This is a genomic window from Streptosporangium oxazolinicum, assembly GCF_039537505.1.
Classification (GTDB): Bacteria; Actinomycetota; Actinomycetes; order Streptosporangiales; family Streptosporangiaceae; genus Streptosporangium; species Streptosporangium oxazolinicum.
In genome coordinates this window covers 146,231-166,669 of record NZ_BAABAQ010000017.1, presented here as the reverse complement: position 1 = coordinate 166,669, position 20,439 = coordinate 146,231, and the positions used below count along the sequence as shown (strand labels likewise).

General features: G+C 73.2%; 15 protein-coding genes and 1 riboswitch. Of the genes, 3 read left to right on the top strand and 12 right to left on the bottom strand.

Annotated features, from left to right (window positions below; translation table 11 throughout):
- Nucleotides 1-302 precede the first annotated feature (302 nt).
- From ABD817_RS35100 to ABD817_RS35090, 3 genes are all read right to left on the bottom strand, one after another.
- On the bottom strand, nucleotides 303-3,728 hold the full coding sequence (locus tag ABD817_RS35100) for a coiled-coil domain-containing protein (RefSeq protein ID WP_344922731.1): 3,426 nt from the start codon (nucleotides 3,726-3,728) through the stop codon (nucleotides 303-305).
- A 155-nt stretch (nucleotides 3,729-3,883) separates the two neighbouring features.
- Nucleotides 3,884-5,503, bottom strand: a complete 1,620-nt coding sequence (locus ABD817_RS35095; protein ID WP_344922730.1) for a helix-turn-helix domain-containing protein — start codon at nucleotides 5,501-5,503, stop codon at nucleotides 3,884-3,886.
- The gene (locus ABD817_RS35090; protein ID WP_344922729.1) at nucleotides 5,493-6,710 is read right to left on the bottom strand and encodes a hypothetical protein; all 1,218 of its coding nucleotides are present in this window, start codon (nucleotides 6,708-6,710) and stop codon (nucleotides 5,493-5,495) included. Before ABD817_RS35090 ends, ABD817_RS35095 begins: the two co-directional genes overlap by 11 nt.
- A 374-nt stretch (nucleotides 6,711-7,084) precedes the next feature.
- Between ABD817_RS35090 and ABD817_RS35085 the strand changes: the two genes are divergently transcribed.
- From ABD817_RS35085 to ABD817_RS35075, 3 genes are all read left to right on the top strand, one after another.
- Entirely contained in the window at nucleotides 7,085-7,945 is an 861-nt protein-coding gene (locus tag ABD817_RS35085) for a helix-turn-helix domain-containing protein (RefSeq protein ID WP_344922728.1), read from the top strand.
- 109 nt (nucleotides 7,946-8,054) lie between these two features.
- Nucleotides 8,055-8,438, top strand: a complete 384-nt coding sequence (locus tag ABD817_RS35080) for a hypothetical protein (RefSeq protein WP_344922727.1) — start codon at nucleotides 8,055-8,057, stop codon at nucleotides 8,436-8,438.
- A 360-nt stretch (nucleotides 8,439-8,798) separates the two neighbouring features.
- Nucleotides 8,799-9,455 carry a response regulator transcription factor gene (locus tag ABD817_RS35075; RefSeq protein ID WP_344922726.1) on the top strand — a complete coding sequence of 219 codons (657 nt, stop codon included), beginning with the start codon at nucleotides 8,799-8,801 and terminating at the stop codon, nucleotides 9,453-9,455.
- 18 nt (nucleotides 9,456-9,473) lie between these two features.
- Here ABD817_RS35075 and ABD817_RS35070 read toward each other — a convergent pair whose 3' ends face one another.
- The 9 genes from ABD817_RS35070 to lanKC form a co-directional block, all read right to left on the bottom strand.
- Nucleotides 9,474-10,253, bottom strand: coding sequence for a poly-gamma-glutamate hydrolase family protein (locus ABD817_RS35070; protein WP_344922725.1), 780 nt, complete (start codon nucleotides 10,251-10,253; stop codon nucleotides 9,474-9,476).
- A 278-nt stretch (nucleotides 10,254-10,531) separates the two neighbouring features.
- Entirely contained in the window at nucleotides 10,532-11,152 is a 621-nt protein-coding gene (bluB, locus tag ABD817_RS35065) for a 5,6-dimethylbenzimidazole synthase (RefSeq protein ID WP_344922724.1), read from the bottom strand.
- Between the two features lie 32 nt (nucleotides 11,153-11,184).
- A riboswitch (cobalamin riboswitch) is annotated at nucleotides 11,185-11,380 on the bottom strand.
- Between the two features lie 37 nt (nucleotides 11,381-11,417).
- Nucleotides 11,418-13,436: a prolyl oligopeptidase family serine peptidase gene (locus tag ABD817_RS35060; protein ID WP_344922723.1), complete on the bottom strand. Its 2,019-nt coding sequence runs from the start codon at nucleotides 13,434-13,436 to the stop codon at nucleotides 11,418-11,420.
- Nucleotides 13,437-13,491: 55 nt separating this feature from the next.
- Complete coding sequence (locus ABD817_RS35055) at nucleotides 13,492-15,228, bottom strand: ATP-binding cassette domain-containing protein (protein WP_344922721.1); 1,737 nt, start codon at nucleotides 15,226-15,228, stop codon at nucleotides 13,492-13,494.
- A complete protein-coding gene (locus ABD817_RS35050) occupies nucleotides 15,225-17,081 on the bottom strand; it encodes an ABC transporter ATP-binding protein (protein ID WP_344922720.1) in 1,857 nt (618 codons plus the stop codon). The genes ABD817_RS35055 and ABD817_RS35050 overlap by 4 nt, the downstream gene beginning before the upstream one ends.
- Nucleotides 17,082-17,197: 116 nt before the next feature.
- Nucleotides 17,198-17,335, bottom strand: a complete 138-nt coding sequence (locus ABD817_RS35045; protein ID WP_344922719.1) for a SapB/AmfS family lanthipeptide — start codon at nucleotides 17,333-17,335, stop codon at nucleotides 17,198-17,200.
- Between the two features lie 56 nt (nucleotides 17,336-17,391).
- Complete coding sequence (locus ABD817_RS35040; protein ID WP_344922718.1) at nucleotides 17,392-17,529, bottom strand: SapB/AmfS family lanthipeptide; 138 nt, start codon at nucleotides 17,527-17,529, stop codon at nucleotides 17,392-17,394.
- A 53-nt stretch (nucleotides 17,530-17,582) separates the two neighbouring features.
- Nucleotides 17,583-17,720 carry a SapB/AmfS family lanthipeptide gene (locus ABD817_RS35035; protein ID WP_344922717.1) on the bottom strand — a complete coding sequence of 46 codons (138 nt, stop codon included), beginning with the start codon at nucleotides 17,718-17,720 and terminating at the stop codon, nucleotides 17,583-17,585.
- A gap of 4 nt (nucleotides 17,721-17,724) precedes the next feature.
- A complete protein-coding gene (gene lanKC / locus ABD817_RS35030; protein WP_344922716.1) occupies nucleotides 17,725-20,373 on the bottom strand; it encodes a class III lanthionine synthetase LanKC in 2,649 nt (882 codons plus the stop codon).
- Between the last annotated feature and the right edge of the window lie 66 nt (nucleotides 20,374-20,439).

Genomic DNA, 20,439 nt, shown 5'->3' with positions numbered 1-20,439 from the left:
CGAACACGCCGAGGGGCCCGGCGGCATCGGTGAGACGCGTAGCCGCCGGGCCCGCCTGGCTTGGGACACTCCTTGGGACACGCTTTGGGACACGTCTTGGGCAAACATCCGCCCCGCGTGCGGCCGTATCGCCTCACGTCGTGCCCGATCTCCGGCGGTCAATTGATCGCCTTCCGGATATCTCGCAATTCCGGAATATCGGATATATGGCATCTTGTGGTCATGTGCGATGTATGACGCTCCGGTTTCCAAGTTTCTCGCTCACCGGGCTTCTTGCTCACCGGGCTTCTCGCTCCCCGGGCTCATCGACTCACCGCGGCGGCCAGCGCGCGCACCCGTCCGGCGTGCAGGTCGTGGCCGATGACGACCGGCGGCTCGTTGTACGGCATGGCGTCGGAGGAGCGGCGCAGCTTGACGTACTGCCCGCAGGCGTCGACGGCGTAGGGCTCCATGTCATCCTGGAGCGCGCCGATCACCGTGATCCCGTACGTCTCGCCGATCCGGCGGAACAGCGCCACCGCCTCCCTGCGGTGCTCCTTGCCGAGGTTGCGGCCCAGCTCGTCGAGGACCAGGCACAGGTGCCCGCCGCCCGAGGACGCGATCGCCGCCGCGCAGACCAGTTTGACCGCCTTCTCGTCCATCAGCGCGGTGTTGGCCCGCCGGTTGTACGGCACGAAGCCCTGCCCCTCGCCCCGGCGCCACTTGGGCGTCACCCGCCACGCCCAGCGCTGCTCGGGGTCGGCGGGCGCGGGCGGGACGGGGAACTCCAGCGTCGCGCCGTAACCGCCGTAGGAGGTGTCGAGCTTGTCGAACTCCTCGGCCACCCGGGTCAGCCGCGCCCTGATCGCGGCGGTCAGCGCGGCCCGGTGCACGGCGGTGGACTGGGCGGCCTCCTCGGCGCCCCTGGCGGCGGCCGTCAGGTCGCGCTGCCGGGTGACGATCTGCGTCTCGATCTGGCGGCGCCGGTGCCGCTCGTACTCCTCCTGGCCGCGCAGGTAGGACGCGAGCGCCGAGCACACGCCGGGAAACGTCGCCTGCTCGCGGGCGGTGCGCCCGGCGCCGGGCGCGGTCCGTTCCCTGACCAGGAAGCGCAGCTCCTCGGGCATCTCCTCGTCCTCGCCGGGGAAGGTGTCGCGCAGCGCCTCGTCCAGGCGGCGCTCCGCGGCCCGCCACCACTCCTCGGACGTCAGCGGGCGCTCCTGCTCGTCCAGGGCGCCCAGCCATTCGCGGGCTCCGTCGACGGTGCTGCCCCAGTCACCGGCCAGCGCGTCCAGCCCGAGCGCGTCACGGTCGGCGGCGATCCTCGCCGCCTGCTCCCCGGCCTGGTCGCGGTCGGACTCGTGCCGGGCCCGGCGACCCTCCAGACGCTCGATCTCCATGCTTCTCGTACGGGCCCGGAAGTCCAGGGCGCTCGCCCGGCGCTCGGCCTCGCCGACCTTCGGCGCGATCCCGGCCAGCGCCTCGGACAACTCGGTGAGCGAGCCCCGCCGCTCGGCCAGCCGCCGCTCGATGTCGGCCAGCTGCACGGACGCCTTCGCCCCCTCAAGCCTCCGGCCCGCCTCGGCCACCGCGTCCTCGGCGGCCCGTACGACCGCCGCCGCGCTCTCCTGGGTGTCACGTGCCCGGTGCAGGCGCTGCTCGGCCGCCTTGATGCGCGCGTCCCTGCCGGTGACCGCCACCTCGAACGATCCCACGACGGTGACGCCCGCCGCGCTGACCAGCACCGATCCGGGCAGCGCGCCCAGTGCCCGCGCCGCTGCCTCCAGGTCGGCCGCGTCGACGATCACCGCGTGCTCGTGCGGCCACCCGCGAGCTCCCAGCGGTGCCGCCTGACCGCCTCGGCGCTGCGCGGCCTCGTCGTCGCGCGCCTGCTCGGCGACGTCGATCGCGTCGAGCAGGCCGGTCGCCTCGACACCCGCCTCGGCGAGCGCGTCGAGCTGGGCCGCCGCCGGGCCGCCCTCGGCGTCGTCCAGCGCGGCCTTCGCCCCCTCGGCCTCCCGGTCGGCCACGCCCAGCGCCTTCAGCGCCTCGTTCAGCCGTGTCCTGGCCTCGGCCAGCTCGGCGCCCGCCGTCGCCACGTCGCGCCCGTCGGCGAGGCGGCGCTGCTCCTCAAGGCCGGGGATCCAGCCGCGCAGCTCGTCGACCGAGTTCTCCGCCACCGCCCGGTCGGCGTCCAGCTTCGCCGCGCGTGCCTGCAGGCCGGTCAGCTCCTTGCGGGCCTCGGCCAGCCCGCGCTCCAGAGTGTCGTCCTTGAGCGTGGCGATCTCGGCCCTGACCTCGGCGATCGCCTCCGTGGCACGTGTGCCCTCCGCGTGGACCCGCTCCAGCTCGACCGCGAAAACCTCGTCCCGCTGCCCGGCGTCGGCCAGCCTGCGCGCCAGCCGCCCCCGCCAGCAGCGCATCGCGTCGGCCAGCCGGACACGGGCCCGGTCACGCCTGTCGAAGGTCTCCAGGAGCGTACGGGACTCGCCCTCGAACTCCCGGAGCAGCTCCACGGCCCGCGTCGCCCGCACCCGCCTGGCGTGCTCGTCGCGGCGGGCCTCCCGCTCCTGGTCGAGCTCGGAGTCCAGGCCGGTCAGCGCGGCGATCGCCTCGAAGACCCGCTCGGGGGAGATCTCGTTGAGCGGCTGGGAGAGCAGGTTGGTGGCGACCTTGCTCCGTACCGAGGTCGACAGGAACGACACGCACCTGACACGGTCGCCGTACAGGAACCTGGTCAGGTCGCGCGCCACCACGTCGCGGCGTCCCGCCGAGCGGGGCAGCGCCGCCCACAGCTCGTCGGCCCGCGCCACCCGTTCCGCCTCCGAGGCCGCCGACGCCAGATGCACTCCCTGGATCCACCGGATCTCCAGGTGCGGAGCCTCCTGGTTGACCCGCAGCCACACGGTCACCGCGTCGTCCAGGGCGCCGTCCGGGGTGGCGCCGCTTGGGGTGGCGCTGTCCGGGGTGGCGTCGCTTGGGGAACCGGGGCCCGGAGAGTCGCCGTCCACGGTGTTGGTATTCACGGGATCGCCGTTCGCGGGGCTGGCGCTCGCGGGAACGGTGTGCACGGAGTCGGCGGGGGCGAAGACGCCGACGATGTAGCCGTGGGCGGCGCTGGCCCACGTCCGGCCACCCCCGCCCGCCGCGAGCTCGGCGTTGAACAGCAGCTCCGAGACGGACTTCGCACCCGAGGCGAAACGCCACTGCTCGTCTCCGAGCAGCGCGGTGATCATCGCGATGAACGACGACTTGCCCGCGCCGTTGGAATCCTTCGGCCCCGCGCCCGCGACCACGATCAGCGTGCCCGGCACGGTCGGCACCGGGTGGGTCGAGAGCCGCGAGATGTTGACCGGCTGCACGGCGATCAGCACCCGGTCACCCACCACGTTCTCGCTCGGGCCGGTGGCACGGGTCGCCTCCACGGGGACCAACGTCGCCTGCGTCCCGCCCGCGCCCTCGGAGGCCCCGGTCTCCCCGCTCTCCGCCCGCCCCCTCCCGGTCCGGTCCTCGGCTTCCGCCCGCCCCCTCCCGGTCCGGGCGGTCCCGGTGCGCTCGGCCTCCGCCCGCCCCCTCCCGGTCCGGGCGGCCCTGGTTTCCTCGGCCTTCGCCTGGTCCCTCCCGATTCGGGTGGTCCCGGTGCCCTCGACCTGGACGCGTTTGGTCCCGGACGTGCCGGTGCGGCTCTCCGTGGCCGTGGCTCGGCTCCCGCGTGAGCTCTTCGCGGCCTGGTCCCGCTGGTCGGTCAACCCCGTCGTTCCTTTCTTCCATCCTGCTTCCGGCGCATGGAGCGCCGGATCTCCGGCACCCCGCTCCGGGCTCGACCCATCGTGGGAGGCGGTCTCCTCACGCCCGCCCGACGCCTGGCCCGCCGGGTCTCCGGCACCCCGTCGTCGCGGTCCGCTCACCGCCGGTTGGCCCGTACGGCCGCCGCCAGCGGGGTGTGCGGCCCCGCCGCGAGGATCAGCTCCTCCTGCAGGCGACGTCTGGCCTGCGGGGTCAGCCGGTGGAACTGCGGCCCCGGCACGTAACCCCCGGCCTCCTCGCCCGCCTTCACCTGGGTCACCAGACCCGCGTGGCGCAGGACGCGCAGCGCGGCGTCCAGCTCGCCGACCGGCAGCCTGGTGTGCCGCCGAAGCTCGTCGACCTGGGCGGGGAACGGCGAGAGCCAGCTGTCGGCGGGCAGCAGGCCGTCGGCCCGGGGGATCGCCACCGAGTGGATCAGCACGAGGACCAGAACCGCCCGCTCGGACTCACCCAGAGCCGAGCCTGCCCCCGGGGCTGAGCTCGCTCTCGGGGCCGACCCCGCTCCCGTTCCCGTCTTCGAAGCCGGGTCCGATGTCTCCGTCTCCGGAGTCGGGTCCGAACCTGAAGTCGGGCCAGAACGCGATCCCGGGCCCGGCCCCGAGGACACACCCGCTCCGGTGAGCGTCTCGGGCGCGTAGCCCGAGGTCCACGCGTCGCGGTCGTGGATCAGGACCCGGCCGCGACGCTCCAGCATCTCGGCGAGCGCACGGCGCGGCATCGGGTCGCGCAGCGCGGAGAAACGGGCCTCGTGCACCGGCTCGGCCGCGTGCTCCACCGCCATGAAGGCCGCCACGACCTCGGCCCTGCGCCGCTCGTCGAACGGGCCGAGCAGATCCTCGTCCACCTCCTCGGGGAGCGTGACACCGGCCCCCGCCTCCGCGTCGTCAAGGGCGTCCTCGGCGACCGGGAGCACCTCCAGGCCACCCGGAACCTCCTCGCCCGAGGGCAGGCGGCGCATCAGCTCCCGCAACTGGGCGTGTGACGCGGTGGGCCAGGAGGCGCACCGGGGGCCGAGCCGTACGAAACCGTCGGAGACCTCCAGCCAGGCCGAGTCGTGCAGGCGGCGCAGCGCGCCGACCGCCCAGTTGCGCATGAGGTCGTCGCCGCGCCCGATCAGCGCCCGGTACGCCGACAGCACGTCATCCACCGTGGCCGGGATGCCCGGCCACGGGTCGGCGGCCAGGTCGGTCCAGCAGCACCGCAGCGCCGCGGCCAGCACCCGCCGAGTCTCCCCGGATCGTTCCACCGTCACCGGCGTGACCTGGTATTCCTCCAGGAGGGACGGGGTCGCCCCATCGGGCCAGACCGGCAGCGCCAGGCCCGTCCCGTCGCCGCGCCCCAGTCGCGCCATCCCGGCGGGGGCCGCCTCTCCGGCCGCGAGCGGGAGAGGACCGCCCGCCCTGGCGCGGACGTGCGCCATCCGGGACGGCTCGGTGTCGGCCGCCGGGACCCGCGCGGACATCCCGGTCTCGGTCTCCGCCGGGTGGGTTGTCGCCGCCTCTCCTTGTGTATCGGTCTCGGTCTCCGCCGGGTGAGTCGTCGTCCGTTCTTGTGTATCGGTCTCGGTCTTCGCCGGGTGGGTCGTCGCCGTCCCTCCCCGCGTACCGGCTTCGACATCGGCCGGTCCCGCCGCCCGCTCGTACGTCGCTCCTGCCGCCGTCGCCCGCTCGTGCGCCGGGACCGTCACTGCCGGGGTGTGTCGCGGATCAGCCGACACCGCCGGTCCTTTCGAGCCGGCCGTGGGAGAGCCAGGCGGGCTCGTCGCCGGGGGCGGCGGTGAGGCCGTCGGACCAGCGCAGGCGGTATGGAGAGTCGGGACGCAGGTCGGCGGAGACGAGGTCGGCCAGCAGGCGGCGGGCGGAGACCCACTCGCCGTCGGCGGTGAGCAGCTCCTCCAGACGGGCGGTGGAGCGCCCGGCGAGCGCGGCCTCGGCCACGGCGGTCAGGTGGTCGAGGCCGTCGGTGCCGGGGACGTGGGTGTCGGCGGGGCCGGAGTCGGGCAGGGCCGAACGCGGGGGAGTGGGCTGGGCGGGCGCCGGGCGCGGGCTCTCGTCCACGGCCCTGACGATCGCCGCCGGGTCGTGCCAGGGGGCGGGGGCGTCGAAGACGAAACCGTCGAGCACCGAGGCCAGGCGCTCCTTGCTCGCGGTCTGCGCGAAGGTACGCCACGTCTCGGCGGGGAGCAGCGTCAGGTTTCTCGTCGTGCCCGCGGAGTCGGCCAGGCGCCCGGCGGCGCGGCGCGAGGCGTCGCTGTAAGAGTAAATCGAGGCGCGCAACTCGGTGCAGGTGCGGTCGAGGTCGGGCCAGCGGGTGAGGATGGTGCCGTGCAGGCTCTGCGCCCGCCGGGCGATCTCCTCGGTGCCCCACAGCTTGGGCGCCTGCTCGCGCAACTCCTCGATGGTGCCGCCGGTCAGGGTGATCAGCTCCAGCGCCCACAACCGGAAGGCACGCGACAGGTTCTGCGCGCTGGCGCGGGCCTCCTCCATCGTCGTACGGGGGTCGGCCACGTTGAGGTCTTCGAGCGCGAGCAGGCGGTGCATCTCCGACTGGCCGCCGTCGTCCATCATCCGGCGGATGAACATCAGCCCCACCACGCTGGTGAACGACGCGCGGTAGCGGAGCTGGTTGGGTTTGGGAAACACCTCGCGGATCGCGCCGAGACCGCGCAGGACCCGGAGCCGGTTCTCGAACCGGTCGAGGGGGTAGGCCCGGCAGACGTGGCGCATCTGCTCGTGGGTCAGCCACTCCTCGCCCGCCTCGGCGAACGCCGCGAACAGCGTCTCGGCGATGTCGACCAGCGCGGGGTCGTCCACCACCGCGCCGCTGTCGCGGGCGAGCGCCGCGAACATGCGGCGGTAGGTCGAGAGCACGGCCTCCTCGGTGAGGGCCGAGTCGAGCGTGATCTCGTGGTTCGTCTCTGGCACGCGCCCTACCGTAAGGCTTGCGCCCGACAATCCTGACCTGGACCGCCGAGAAGTGCTCCGCGAGGAGACGCGGCTGGACACGGGCCGTCCGGTCCGGCGTGGGCTGAACTTCGGCCTGCCGGAGCCGGTCGCGGGTGGCCTCGACAGCCTTGACAGCCTCGGGAGCGTCGACTCGGTTCGCCGGCCCGTCCTGTCCGTGAGATCGCCGAGCGGAAACGGGCCGGGGACGAGCAGGGAAGGCACGGAGTGGGCGGACAGGGGAGCGTGATGGGAACGCGCCCACGATTTCACAACAATTCGCAACATTTGAGACGGATCGCAACATTCGACGTACTGTCGGAGCACCAACCCCCCGCGGTGACAAGGTGATGGAGATGGCGACCTCCACAGCACGCATCGACGAGGCCAAAGGCATTCTCGCCGCCAGGCTCAGGGCGCTCCGCGCCGACGCCGGGCTGACAGGGCGAGCGCTGGCGGCGAAGACCGGCCTGGACCACACCAAGATCTCCAAGATCGAGAACGCGGTCCAGATGCCCAACCAGGCGGACATCCGCACGTGGTGCGAGGCCTGCGACGCGGACGAGCAGGTGGTCGACCTCATCGCGGCCGCCCAGAACATCGACGCGATGTACACCGACTGGCGCCGCCTGGAGGAGAGCGGGCTCGGTCATGTCCAGCGCTCGTTCCAGCCGCTGTACGACAAGACCCACCAGTTCCGTGTCTGGCAGCACTCGGCCGTACCCGGCCTGCTCCAGACCGGCGACTACGCGCGCGGCCACCTGCGCGCCATCATCGACTTCCGGGGCATCCCCGACGACATCGAGGCCGCGGTCGCGGCGCGGCTGAAACAGCAGGAGATCCTGCGCAACGGGAGCAAGCGGTTCGCGTTCGTCGTCGGGGAACAGGCGCTGCGCATGCCGCTGGTCGGCCCCGAGCAGATGGCCGCCCAGCTCGACCGGCTGGTGGAGCTGACCTCCGGCACCGCGAACGTGTCCTTCGGCATCGTCTCCGCGACGACCAGGCCGCCGCTCATGCCGCCGGAGAACTTCTGGATATACGACGCCAACAGGGTCCGCGTCGACACCGTACCCGGCCAGATCCAGCACAAGGCCCCCAGTGACGTGGGCGTGTACGAGAAGGCGTTCCAGGCGCTGAGCGGAGCCGCGGTGTACGGGAAGGAGGCCCGCGACATGCTGCGAGCCGCGGCCGGCACGTTCCGCGGGAAGTCGGGATGACGTCCCTCAGGGAGTGAGATCCCGCGAAGTGACGCTTCGCGAGGAGTGAACACGCAACATCGCGCAACATCGTTGAGGCGGGCGCCCCCGGATCCTTACCCTCACCAGCGTGGCCGTTGATCACAGAACCCCCGAAGACCTCGGGCCGCCCTCAGCTGAACTCCGGGCCCGTGAACTGGCGGCCCTGCTGGCCCGATCCCACAACATCCCGGCGGACGTCCACCGCCTGCCGTCCGGAAAGATCGTCATCTCCGTCTACTACGGCCTGGTCGCCCGCCTGGACGATGCGTGCCGTTTCTGGTGGATCGTCCCGATCTCCGCGGACCGGGACAGGCCGCTGTGGACGAGTGCGGCCACCCCGGTCGCGGCGGCGATCCGGATCGCCGCCCACTACCGGGAACTGCGTGCCCGCCCGCTGGTCCACCTGATACGCGGAGGCTACCTGCTCACCGACGTCCTGCTGGAACACCACGAGGCCGCCGCCCCGGTCTGACCGTGTCCGTCGCGGTGGCGCACCGGTGACGGACCGCAGCCGGAATCGCCTCCCCGGAGCCCGCCCCCGGCATCCGGCGAACGCGAGTCCGGTCCCTCTGGAGAGGGGGCGCGCCGCCCGTCGTGGCCGATTTTCGCGGCCGATTTGGCCGCTTCGTGTGGGTAGCGCGCGCTTTTTGAGAGCGCGTCCACTGACCGCCGGCCCCTATTTGCCGCGCGCCGAAGTCTCCTACCTGCGCGAATCACGGTCCGATGCCGCGCGTTTCGTGTTTAACTCGGACTTGCGGTAGTCACCCGACTTCCTTGGGTAGTGTCCCCGGGCCAGGTGAGAGCGCGCGGTGCAACATGGGGGAGACGATTCATGATCAGCGTCCTGATCGCCGAGGACATGCATCTCGTCCGAGGGGCCATGGTCGCCCTGCTCTCCACGGAGAGTGACATCAAGGTCGTCGCCGAGGTCGGTCACGGCGACGAGGTGGTCCGCTCCTGCCTGGACCACCGGCCGGACGTCGCGCTCATCGACATCGGCCTGCCCGGCACCGACGGCCTCACCGCGACGGCGGAGTTGCACCGCCGGTTTCCCGAGTGCGGGACGGTGATCCTGACCGGGCTCGCGACCCCGGCCGCGCTGTGCCGGGCGCTGGACGCCGGGGCGCGCGGCTTCGTCGTCAAGGACGCTCCGGCGGGCCAGCTCGCGGGCTGCGTACGCCGGGTGGCCGCCGGTGAGCGGGTCGTCGACCCCGAGCTGGCCGTCGCCGCCCTCAACGCGAAGAGGAACCCGCTCACCGCACGCGAGCTGGAGGTCCTGCAGGCCGCGGCCGAGGGGGCGCCGGTCGGCGAGATCGCCGACCGTCTCTGCCTGTCCGGCGGCACGGTACGCAACTACCTGGCGCGGATCCTCACCAAGGTCGACGCCCGTACGCGCGTCGAGGCGGTCAGGATCGCCAGGGAGGCGGGCTGGCTGTGGTCCGACGACCTGACCAGCCTGGGCCTGAACCGCTACCGCTCGCTCAACTGACCGCCCGCCCCGTCCGCGTCAGAGTCCGGCCAGGGCGCGATTGACCGCGGCGGTGTATCGGTAGAACGCGCCGGTGCGGTTGGCCGGGTTCTCGATCCAGGAACGGTTCAGCCTCCCGCCCGCGAAGAACCGCTCTCGCTGGCCGCTGCTGATCTCAAGCTGCACCCCCTTGCCCCTGCGGTTCTTGTTGGCGATGTTGCTCGGGCTCCTTCCCGCGATCTCGGCCGGTACGAACTTCGCGACCGTGAACCCCGCGGCGCGCAGCTCCGCGGTGACCCTGCGGATCAGCGCCACGTCGCGACCGCCGACGTAGGTCGTCGGCCTGGCGCCGGACGCGCCGTGCCAGGAGACGGTGTAGTCGACCCGCGCCACCAACTTGAGCGCCCTGGGTTCGTCGAACCGGCCGGAGGTGATGTGCAGGTCACCGTTGCCGGATTTCTTGATGCCCTCGAACGAGTAGTAGGCGAAGCCTCGGGAGCTCGCGGAGTGGCTCGCGAGCTGGGTCGTGGGTGCCTCGATGCCCCCTCCGTGGATCGCGATATGCGCCACCCTGGCCCTGGCGGGGAACCGCTGGACACGCCGATAGTCGCTTCCCTCGCTCTCGTGGGCCGCGAGCTGGGCGTACCCGTCGTACGTGTCGGACGCGACGCCGAAGGGAATCCGGCTCACCCCGGCGACCGCCGCCCCCGGTGCGGTCCGCGCCGCGCCGTGGGCGGTGGCCGGGAGGACCATGCTCGCGCCCAGCGCGATCACCCCGAGCGTCGCTGGAAGACATCGGCGAATGGAATCGCTCTTCACGATCATCTCCTCGTGAGGTCCGTCACCGCGAGCATTTCCCGGGAGGATCCGGCATTCAAGTGTCACTGACACATCGCCGTCGTTTCGATGCCGATGGACGGCGGGCCACCTTTGGGCCTCGCCGCCGGAAGCGGAAACGGGCCGCGCTCACCTGAAGGTCGGATTGGGCGGCGGGGCCGAGAGCGGGGGGTGACGGTCCGCCGTGCGGGCGCGAAGACGTCACGGCGTTCGCCGGAGACCGGCTCCGGACGACCGTCCCGACCTCGCCGGGGCGCCGGTCACCAGCGGTCGTGGTGGACGACGTCGCCCAGCGGGCGCCGGTGACGCCAGCCGTGCCGTTCGAGGTCGGGCGTGGTCTCCAGGTGGGTGACCGGGCCGAGGCACAACCAGGCGACAGGGCGGATCCCGGCCGGGATGCCGAGGAGGCCGGCGAGGAAGGGCTCGCGGTAGAACGACACCCAGCCGACGCCGAGGTCCTCGGCGGTCGCGGCCAGCCAGAGGTTCTGGATGGCCAGGCACACCGAGTACAGGCCCGCGTCGGCGATGGCGTGGCGGCCGAGGACGGCGGGGCCGCCCCGGTCCCGGTCGTAGGTGACCACGATCGACAGCGTCGACTCCAGCACACCGTCGATCTTGATTCGGGCGAATCGCCGCGCGGCGGAGGCGTCGAGGGTCGCGGCGAAGACCTCCCGCTCGCGGTGAACGTGTTCGTGGAAGGTCTCCCGGATGGCGGCGTCGCGTACCACGACGAAGTCCCAGGGCTGGGAGAGGCCGACGCTGGGCGCGGCGTGGGCCGCCGACAGGACGCGGTGCAGGACCTCGTCGGGGATGGGCGCGCCGGTGAACTGCGCGCGCACGTCGCGGCGGCGGTGGATGACGTCGTAAAGCCGGTTGTCCATGGGCAGGCTCCCGCTGTGTACATGCCCCGTGCCGGGGCTGTGAGCGCGAGGCCGGTCTTCGGACTTCCGGATCGACGCCTGGCCACCCGCCTTCCCAGTCCGTGCCGGACCAGTGGCCGCGCGTACGCGCGTGGGTGGGGACTTCCCGGTCACCGCGGCGGGCCCGTGCCGGAATCACACCGGCTTCCCGATTCTCCCCGCCGGAGCGGAGCACCTCACAACAGTTCGCCGCTCGACACGGTAGCCGATTCCCGCCGGGATCGTGTCACCGGGCCGTTCGGGTGCCGGTGTCCAGGCTGGTGTCCAGGCCGGTGTGGGCGGCGAGGAAGGCGAGCATGTCGGCGGCGAGGCCGACGGCGCGGCCCGCCGAGCGGGAGCCGTGGCCGACGCCGCCCTCGTGGCGCAGCAGGATCGGCCGCGAGCCCGACGTCGCCGCCTGCAGCGCCGCGCACATCTTGCGCGCGTGCATGGGGTCGACGCGGGAGTCACCGCCGAACGTGGTCAGCAGCGTCGCCGGGTAGTCGACGCCGTCGGTGACCCGGTGGTAGGGGGAGTAGCCCAGCAGCCAGCCCAGCTGCTCGGGGTCCTCGGCCGAACCGTACTCGGAACGCCACGCCGGGCCGAGCCCCGACCGCTCGTACCTGACCATGTCGAGCAGCGGCGCCGAGCAGACGACGGCGGCGAACAGGTCGGGGCGCTGCGTCAGCGCGGCGCCGACCAGCAGCCCGCCGTTCGACTCGCCGCACGCGCCCAGCCGCTCGGGGGTGGTCCAGCCGTCCGCGACGAGCTTCTCGGCCGCCGCCGCGAAGTCGTCGAAGACGTTCTGCTTGCGCTCCAGCATGCCGTCGCGATGCCAGTCCGCGCCCTCCTCGCCGCCGCCGCGCAACTGGGCCAGGGCGAAGACCCCGCCCGCCTCGACCCAGGGCAGGACGTAGCTGGAGTACGACGGCGTGAGCGAGAGCCCGAACCCGCCGTAGCCGTACAGGATCGTGGGCCTGGGGCCCGAACCGGGGCGGGCCAGCACGACCATCCGCACCGGGGTGCCGTCCGCGGAGGCGCAGACCACCTGGCGGACCTCAAGCTCGGGGACCTCCACGGCGCCGGGCGCGGCGCTCCACAGCGACGTCCGACCGGTGCGCGTGTCGTAGCGGTACACCCCCGCGGGCGTGACGCTGTCGGTGTAGGTGAACCAGACCTCGTGGCCGCCCTCGGGGCGGGTGGTCATCCCTCCCGCCGAACCGAGGCCGGGCAGCGGCACCGGGCCGCGCCGCCTCCCGGTCGTCAGGTCGTGGACGCCGATCTCGCTGACCGCGTGCCGGGTCCGGCTCACGAGCAGCGCCTGCCCGGCGATCGCGAACTCCCCGATCACCGCCTCGGGGTCCTCGCCGACCAGGTCGATCCAGTGCTCGGGGCCCGGCCGCGCCGGGTCGGCCACGCACAGCCGTCCCCGTGGCGCGTCCAGGGTGGTGAGCAGGTACAGGCGCCCGTCGCGGCCGACCGCGGGCACCGTCATCGCGCCCGCCGCCCGCTGGACCACCCGCAGGTCGGGGCGCTCGGGGGAGGAGGACGACAGGTCGGCCAGCCAGAGGTCGTTGCCGTCGCCCGCCATCGCCGAGACCGTGAGCCAGCGCCCGTTGTAACTGATCCCCAGGCCGTACGAGCGCTCCTCACCCATGATCACGGCGTCGTCCTCGGCGGGGGTGCCGAGCCGGTGCAGGCGGACCTGGCGGGAGCGGACGTAGAAGAACGCCTTCCCGTCGGGCAGCCACGCCACGGGCGCGTACCGGCAGCGGTCGATCGGGCCGTCCACCACCCGGCGGGTGACGACGTCCATGACCCGCAGTTCCGACCGCTCGTCCCCGCTCCTGGACAGCTGGTACGCCACCAGCCCGCCGTCCAGGTCGGGCTGCCAGTGGTCGAGCGTGGTCAGCCCGCTCGGGTCGAGCTCCATCGGGTCGATCAGCGTCTCCTCCACCCCGTCGGGACCGGTGCGGTAGAGGACGGCGTGCTCCTGCCGGGCCGTACGGCGCAGGAAGAACCGGCTCCCGCCGCGCCACATCGGCGTGCCGACCGTTCCGGCCCCGGTCAGCGCGGCCACCCGCGAGTGCCACCGGTGGCGGCCCGGCAGCGCGCCCGCGTGTTCGCGCCACAGCTCCCCCTGGGCGTCCGTCCAGCTCCGCGTCTCCGGGCTGTCCGGATCCTCCAGCCACCGGTACGGGTCGGGAACCGCGTGACCGTGGAGGTGGTCGACGACGGGGTGCCGTTCGGCGGGAGGGTAGATCATCGGATTCCTCCGGTGTGGAGACCTTGGGCTCTGGACGGGAAACGCGGTGCGGGCGTCACGGCACCGGCTCCCGGACGCTCGACGGGTCCCACTGCCCGGCCAGGTCCGCGTACAGCGGGGAGGTGGCGAGCATCTCCTCGTGCGTGCCCAGCCGGACGCTGGTGCCGTCCATGACGAGGATCCGCCGGGCCCGCAGGGCGGAGGTCAGCCGGTGGGCGATGACGAGGAGCGTGCCGTCCCGGCGGGCGAACGCCTCTTCCGCACGGGCCTCGGCCGCCGGGTCCAGGTGGCACGTCGCCTCGTCGAGGATCACCAGCCGGGCCGGGGCGAGGTAGGCGCGGGCCAGGGCGACCAGCTGCCGTTCGGCGGGTGACAGCAGCCCCGAGTGGATCTCGGTGGCGTAGCCGCCCAGCCGCGCCACCAGGTTCGTCAGGCCGACCTCGGCCACGGCGTCGTCCACCGCCTCCCGGGGGGCGTCGGCCAGATAGGTCAGGTTCTCCAGCAGGGAGCCACGGAAGACGTACGCCTCCTGCGGGATCAGCACCCGGTCGGCGGGGGCGAGGCGGTCGGCGGGCACCCCGCCCACCAGGACCCGGCCCGCCCCCGGCGGGAGCAGACCGGTCAGGAGCGCGGCGAGCGTGGACTTGCCGATGCCGCTGGGGCCCACGACGGCGATGTGGTCCCCCTCGGGGACCACCAGGTCCAGGCCGTCGATCACCGGTTCCGCGTGCGGGCCGTACGCGAACGTCACGCCGCGCAGCTCGGCCCCCTCGCTCCCGTCCCGCGCCGTGAGACGCCCGCGCGCCCGCACCGGCGGGTCGCCGTCGCGCAGGAGCCGGCCCAGCGCCACCCGCAGCCGGACCCCGTTGATGCCCAGCCCCTCCACGAGGTTGCCGAGCGCGGGCGCCAGTGACTGCGTGACGTAGGCCAGGGCGCCCAGGATCACCCCGGCGCCCGCGCCCTCACCCACCAGCCAGGGGGTTCCGGCCAGTACCAGCAGGACCGGTAGCCAGCCGCCCACCGCGAGCGACAGCGTGCGCAGCGCGGTCACCCGCGCGAGCGACCGGGCCGCGCGGGCCTGCTCCGCCACCCGCAGGCCGACGTCGCCCGCCACCCGCTCCTCGGCCCGGCAGGCGGCGATGTCGCGCAGCCCGCCCACCATGACGGCCAGCGCCTCGGCGGTCCGCTCGTCGGCCAGGATGAAGTCCCGCTGCCGCCTGGCCAGGGCGCGCAGCGACAGCAGGAAGATGACGAGACCCGCGACGAAGGGGGGCAGCACCAGCGCGAGCACCTCGGGCACGAGGGTCGCCAGCCCGATGACGACGCTCACCACGGTGAACGCGAACGACCTGACCACCGTGATGACCGAGGCGAAGGCGTCGCGGGCCAGCTCGACCTGGAGGTTGGAGCGGGCCACCGCCGCCGCCCCCGGTCCCCGCCCGGACACGGCCGAGTGGCGCAGCGCGTCGTCGACGACGTGCGCGAGCAGCTCCTCGCGGAACGGCTCCACGATCGAGGCGACGGCCAATATCACCTGCCGCGCGCCGACCGCGGCGAGCAGCCACGCGCCGCCGAGCAGGGCCAGCCAGGCGAACCCGGTCGCGGGACGCCCCGCGCCGAAGCCGTCGTCGATCGCCCGCGCGATGGCCAGGCCGATGACCAGCGAGGGCGCCGTCTCCGCGATGGACCAGCCCGCGAGCCTGACCAGCTGGTACGGGTCCCTCCTGAGCGCCCGCCGGAGGGGTCTGCCGGCGACGTGCCCGTCCGAGGGGTTCTCCACGACAGGGTTCACGACGCGCCCGCCCGTGAGGTGTCCGTCAGGGAAGGCGCGTCGGCCCGGGGCGACGGATCCGCCTGGAAGACGGCGCGGTAGGCCGGGTCGGCCCAGAGCGCGCGATGACGGCCGCACGCGCGCACCCGGCCGTCGTCCAGCCAGATCACCCGGTCGGCCGCCGCCGCGGTCGCCACCCGGTGGGTCACGATCAGGCGCGTACGGTCGCGCAGTTCCCTGGAGAGCGCGCGGGCCACCTGGCGCTCGGTGACGGTGTCCAGGCTGGAGGTGGCGTCGTCCAGGATGAGCAGGCGCCATCCCTGCGCGAAGGCGCGGGCCAGGCCGAGCCGCTGCCGCTCACCGCCGGACATGGGCGCCTCCTCCAGCGGCGTGTCGTACCCCAGCGGAAGCCGTCGGACGAAGGCGTCGGCGCGGGCCGCCCGCGCCGCCGCCCTCACGATCTCGCGGTTCCCGTCCGGCGGGACTTCCCGGCCGCCGCCGTCGTGGTGACCTGACCCGAACGCCGACCCGGACCCTGTCCAGGACTCGGAGCCGGTACGGGGGCTATGACGGCCGGTGACGGCGGTGACGGCGGGAGTGTCCAGACCCAGGGCGACGGCGGCGCCGACGGTGTCGCCGAGCAGCGCCGGGCGCTCGAAGGCGTACCCGACGGCGTGGCGCAGCGCCTCGCGGGAGAGGTCGGGCAGCGGGACGCCGTCGAGGAGGACCGTGCCGTGGCGCGGGTCCACCAGCCGTCCGGCGATGGCGGCGAACTGGGACTTGCCCGCGCCGGAGCGGCCGACCACGGCCACCGCCTGCCCGCCGGGGATGACGAGATCGACGTCGCGCAGGCCGTCCGCGCCGACACCGCGAAGTTCGAGCGTGCCGGGACCGGCGGGCAGCGGGCGCGTGCCGTAGGCCCTCGGGCTCTCGGCGACCAGCTCCCGCACCCTGACCGCGGCGGCCCGCGCCCTGGCCAGGCGGCTGACGTAGCCCAGCGCCGAGCCGAGACCGGCGCCGAGCACGACGTAGCGGGCGGCGGCGTACAGCTCTCCGGCGCTGAGGTCCCCGGCGGCCAGGCGCAGCCCGCCCACCCCGAGCACGGCCACCTCCAGCAGCGGGACCACCGCTCCGGCCTGCACACCGGCCCGCGCGTTGGCCCGCCACATCTCCATGGCGTGCGCGCGCAGCCGGGGCAGGGCGGTCAGCACCCGCGCCCGCTCCCGGTCGGCGGTGTCGGCCGCGGCGATCGTACGGGCCCCGGCGAGGGCGTCGACCAGGCGGGCGGCGATGTCGCTCTGCGCCGCCTGGTAGTCACCCGCTATCGAGGTGCTCACGGTGAGGAAGGCCCGCAGGACGAGGGCGATGAGGACGAGCCCGGCGACCAGCGTCACGGTCAGCAGCGGGTCGATGAGGGTGAGGGCCACGACGCCACCCGCGGTGGGGATGACCAGCGCGGCCCCGGTGACGATCGACTCGGGGGCGCGCCCGATCTCCTCGGCGTTCAGGCCCATCCGGGTGACCAGGTCTCCCTCGGGGAACCGGCGGGTGATCACCGGCCCGACACCGAGCACGTTCCCGACGATCCGGTTCCTGAGCCAGGCCGAGGACCGCGCGCCGCTCGATCCCGCGGCCCAGACGCCGAGGGTGTCGCAGACCACGGTCAGGACCACCGCGGCGACGCAGGCGCCGAGCCAGGTCGCCGCGCCGGTGCCGCCGGGCGTACCGGCCACGAGCTCGTCGACCGTCCTGCCCAGCACGAGGGGGAGCGCGAGCTGCGCGAACGCGCCCAGGACGGAGGTGACCGCGAGGACGGCCAGCCAGGGTCCGCTACGCCGTACGGTGTCGGCCACCAGCCGGTCCGCTGCCCGCACGTCAGCCCCTTCCTGACTTCCCGAACATCCTCGATCTCACGGGTTTCCTCGATTTCCCCGGCACGGGAGTGCCCGGGACGGCCGCCGTCGCTGGCCGTCCCGGGCACGGGGTCTCACTAGTGGCAGAGCACGACGCTCAGGTTGCTGGGCTTGGCGGACTCGCAGCCCAGGACCGTGAGGGTGCTGCCGCCGCCACCGCCGCCGCCGTGACCGCCGGTGGGGGCCTCCAGGGACTGCAGGTCGAGAAGAACCATGGGATTGCTCCGTTTCTACGGGTTATACGGGTTGAGGACGTGGTGGAACAGGGTGCCTAGTGGCAGAGGACGACGCTCAGGTTGCTGGGCTTGGCGGACTCGCAACCGAGAACCGTGAGGGTGCTGCCGCCGCCACCGCCGTGGCCGCCGCCGCCGGTGGGGGCCTCCAGGGACTGCAGGTCGAGAAGAACCATGGGATTGCCTCATTTCTGATGGGAACCGAACTGATATGGGGGAAAGCGAGTGCCTAGTGGCAGAGGACGACGCTCAGGTTGCTGGGCTTGGCGGACTCGCAACCGAGAACCGTGAGGGTGCTGCCGCCGCCACCGCCGCCGCCGTGACCGCCGCCGGGGGTCTCCAGGGACTGCAGGTCGAGAAGAACCATGTCGTTACACCTCCTTCCGCTGTGTGTCGTGGGGGCCAAACCGCCCGGCGGATCCGTGCGCGGGCACCCCTGACGGGGCGCTCGTGCCGACGGGCGGTTCGATGAAGGGGAGGAACACCGGCCGGTCGTGCAGCACGGCGCTCATCGCGAACAGGACTCCGGCCGTACCGGTCGCGAAGTCCATCGAAAGCCTGAGCAGCTGGTTGCCGGGGAAGGCCAGCCCGCCGCCGTGGGGCAGCGCGTGCCAGTCCAGCCCGCGGAGCTGCTCGGCCAGGTCTGTGGTGTGGTCGGTACGAGAGGCGTCCGGCCCGGGGCCCAGGCCCCAGCCGAGGGCGCCGATCATGCCGCTCCGGCCGGTGAACAGGCCGGACTGCACGAAGTAGCGTCCCCGGGTGACGCGCCGGCAGCCGTCGAGCGCGGCGCGGAAGTCCTCGTCCTCCCGGTGGGCCAGGTAGCGGGCGAGGACCATGCCGACGCCCACCGACCCCTCGTCCAGGTAGGGCAGCGTGCGCCAGCCCTGGTCGACCTGGAGGGTTCCGTCCTCGCCGGTGACGCAGCGCCGCAGGTCCTGCCGGAGCGCCACGGCCGCCCTGTCGAGCAGCGACGCGTCGCCGGTGCGCTCGTAGGCGTGCAGGAAGAGAAGAGCGGGCCCGGAGGAGCCGTACATCAGTCCGGCCCGGGGGTGGCTGCCGCCGCTCACCTCCGGCACGTCGTCGGGCCCGCCCAGCCTGTCGGAGCAGATGCCGGTGATCTGCAGGGCCACCTCGGTGAAGGCCCGCTCGCCGGTGGTCCCGCCCAGGTGAAGAAGGTTCAGGCCCATGCCGGCCAGGCCGCCGAACAGTCCGAGCTCCAGCGACTCCCACTTCTGGCGCAGGCACAGGTCGGCGGTGTCGATCGCGTCCTGGCGGTGCCCGAGCAGGTCGAGGACGTAGGCCACGCCGTGCAGCCCGTCGTAGAACCCGATCCCGGTCCCCGGGTCGGGGGCCAGCGCCTTCGCGCGCAGCCAGTCCTCGTACTCGGGACGGCGCTCGGCCCCGGTGCTCGCCAGCGCGTAGAGCACACCCGCCGCGCCGTACGCGAGGTTGACGCCCCCGCCCGGCTGGAACTGGGCGACGTCGCCGGGGAAGAGCCGGTCCTCGCGCTCGGGGGTGGCGCTCGCCAGGATGGCCCGGGTCATCGCCTCCCTGAGCAGGGGCCAGCCGTCGCGTCCCGGCTTCGGGTAGGGCGTGGCCGCCGCGGGGGCGGGGCCCGTGACGGTCCGGACCGCCTCGTCGAGCACCTCGCGCGGTACGGGGAAGGTCTCGCCGATGAGCCTGGCCAGCTCGGTCACCTTGGCACGGTCGAGCGGCAGCATGATCGTGAGCTGGGGGGCGAAGAGTCCGAGGCAGAGGCAGGCGAGGGCGTACAGGTCGACGTCGACGCCCTGCCGGTCGGCCGGCGCGCCGAACGCCGGGTGGGCGAGCGCCGCGCGGCCCCGGTCCTCGGTGAGGGTGGCCACCTCGTAGTCGATCAGGGTCAGGCGGCCGTCTTCGGTCACGAGGATGTTGTTCGGGTGCAGGTCGCCGAAGACCACTCCGCGCTCGTGCAGGGACTCGACGGCCCGCCGTACCTTGGGGAGCGTGTCGAGCACCCAGGCGGTGTACTCGGCGAGAGCCTCGTCGTCGCAGGTCGCCCTGGTCAGCGGGTATTTGTGGACGAGCTGCCGCTGGAGCGGGTTGCCGTCGACGAACTCCTCGACCAGGAAGTGGTGCCCGCCCAGGGTGAAGTAGTCGATCAGCGCGGGCACCGCGTCCAGCCCGGACAGGCGCTCCAGCATGTCGCGCTCGTGCGCCAGCCGTGCCACCGCGTCCCGGCCGACGGCGTCCAGGCCGGCGTGCGGGCGGGCCTCCTTCAGCACGACCCGTTCCCCGGTACGCAGGTCCTCTCCCAGGTAGACGCCGCCGCCGTTGGAGAACTGCATGACGCTCTCGACCCGGTACGGCAGCCCCTCGGTGGTGACCGCGTTGCGGGCGGCCACGTGGGGTTCGAGGAAGGCGGGCAGCGTCACCCAGGACGGCACGCCGAAGGCGGGTTCCCGCAGGTCGGGGACGAGCCGGCCGTCGCCGTCCTCGATGGCCAGCACCAGCTCGCCGTTGTCGGCCAGGCAGCGCCGCCCGGCGAAGCCGCCGTAGCGCACGAAGAGCGGGCCCTGGCCGTAGCGGAGGTCGCTGAGGATGTACGGTCCCTCGACGCCCCTGAGCAGCTCGTCGAGCTCCTTGAGCGTGAGTTCCAGCTGCGCCTCGTCCACCGGGTAGATCGTCACGAGCTTCCCGCTGGCGCCACGGGGGGCGGCCTTGGAGTTCAGCATGGTCATGACCGGCAGGCTGCGCAGGAACTTGAACGCGATGTCGCGGGGGACGCAGTAGTCCCAGACCGCCTCTATGGCGCGATCGGCGTCCTCGGCGCGGGCGGAGACGTGGATCTTCCAGCCCTGGGCGGGGGTGCGACCGGCGAGCGGCGCGTAGTGCATCCAGGTGTCGGTCGCCTGGTGCTGCCAGCCGTCCGGGACATCCCGGGCAGCGAGCGCGAAATCGGGGTGATCACCCCGACGACCGTCAAGCGCGTCGTAAAAAATCGGGTCCGCCAGGCAATAAAGCTCATACTGGTCATCCACGACATTCTCCCCTGCTGTCTTCCAGAAGAGAGAATTACGGATAACCCGAGAAAGCACTAGTTACAA

Bases quoted from the DNA above. Each gene is read 5' to 3' on its own strand.
- ABD817_RS35075 (WP_344922726.1), top strand. From the start codon at position 8,799: ATGATCAGCGTCCTGATCGCCGAGGACATGCATCTCGTCCGAGGGGCC.
- bluB (WP_344922724.1), bottom strand. From the start codon at position 11,152: ATGGACAACCGGCTTTACGACGTCATCCACCGCCGCCGCGACGTGCGC.
- ABD817_RS35060 (WP_344922723.1), bottom strand. From the start codon at position 13,436: ATGATCTACCCTCCCGCCGAACGGCACCCCGTCGTCGACCACCTCCAC.
- ABD817_RS35040 (WP_344922718.1), bottom strand. From the start codon at position 17,529: ATGGTTCTTCTCGACCTGCAGTCCCTGGAGGCCCCCACCGGCGGCGGC.
- ABD817_RS35045 (WP_344922719.1), bottom strand. From the start codon at position 17,335: ATGGTTCTTCTCGACCTGCAGTCCCTGGAGGCCCCCACCGGCGGTCAC.
- ABD817_RS35035 (WP_344922717.1), bottom strand. From the start codon at position 17,720: ATGGTTCTTCTCGACCTGCAGTCCCTGGAGACCCCCGGCGGCGGTCAC.
- ABD817_RS35085 (WP_344922728.1), top strand. From the start codon at position 7,085: ATGGCGACCTCCACAGCACGCATCGACGAGGCCAAAGGCATTCTCGCC.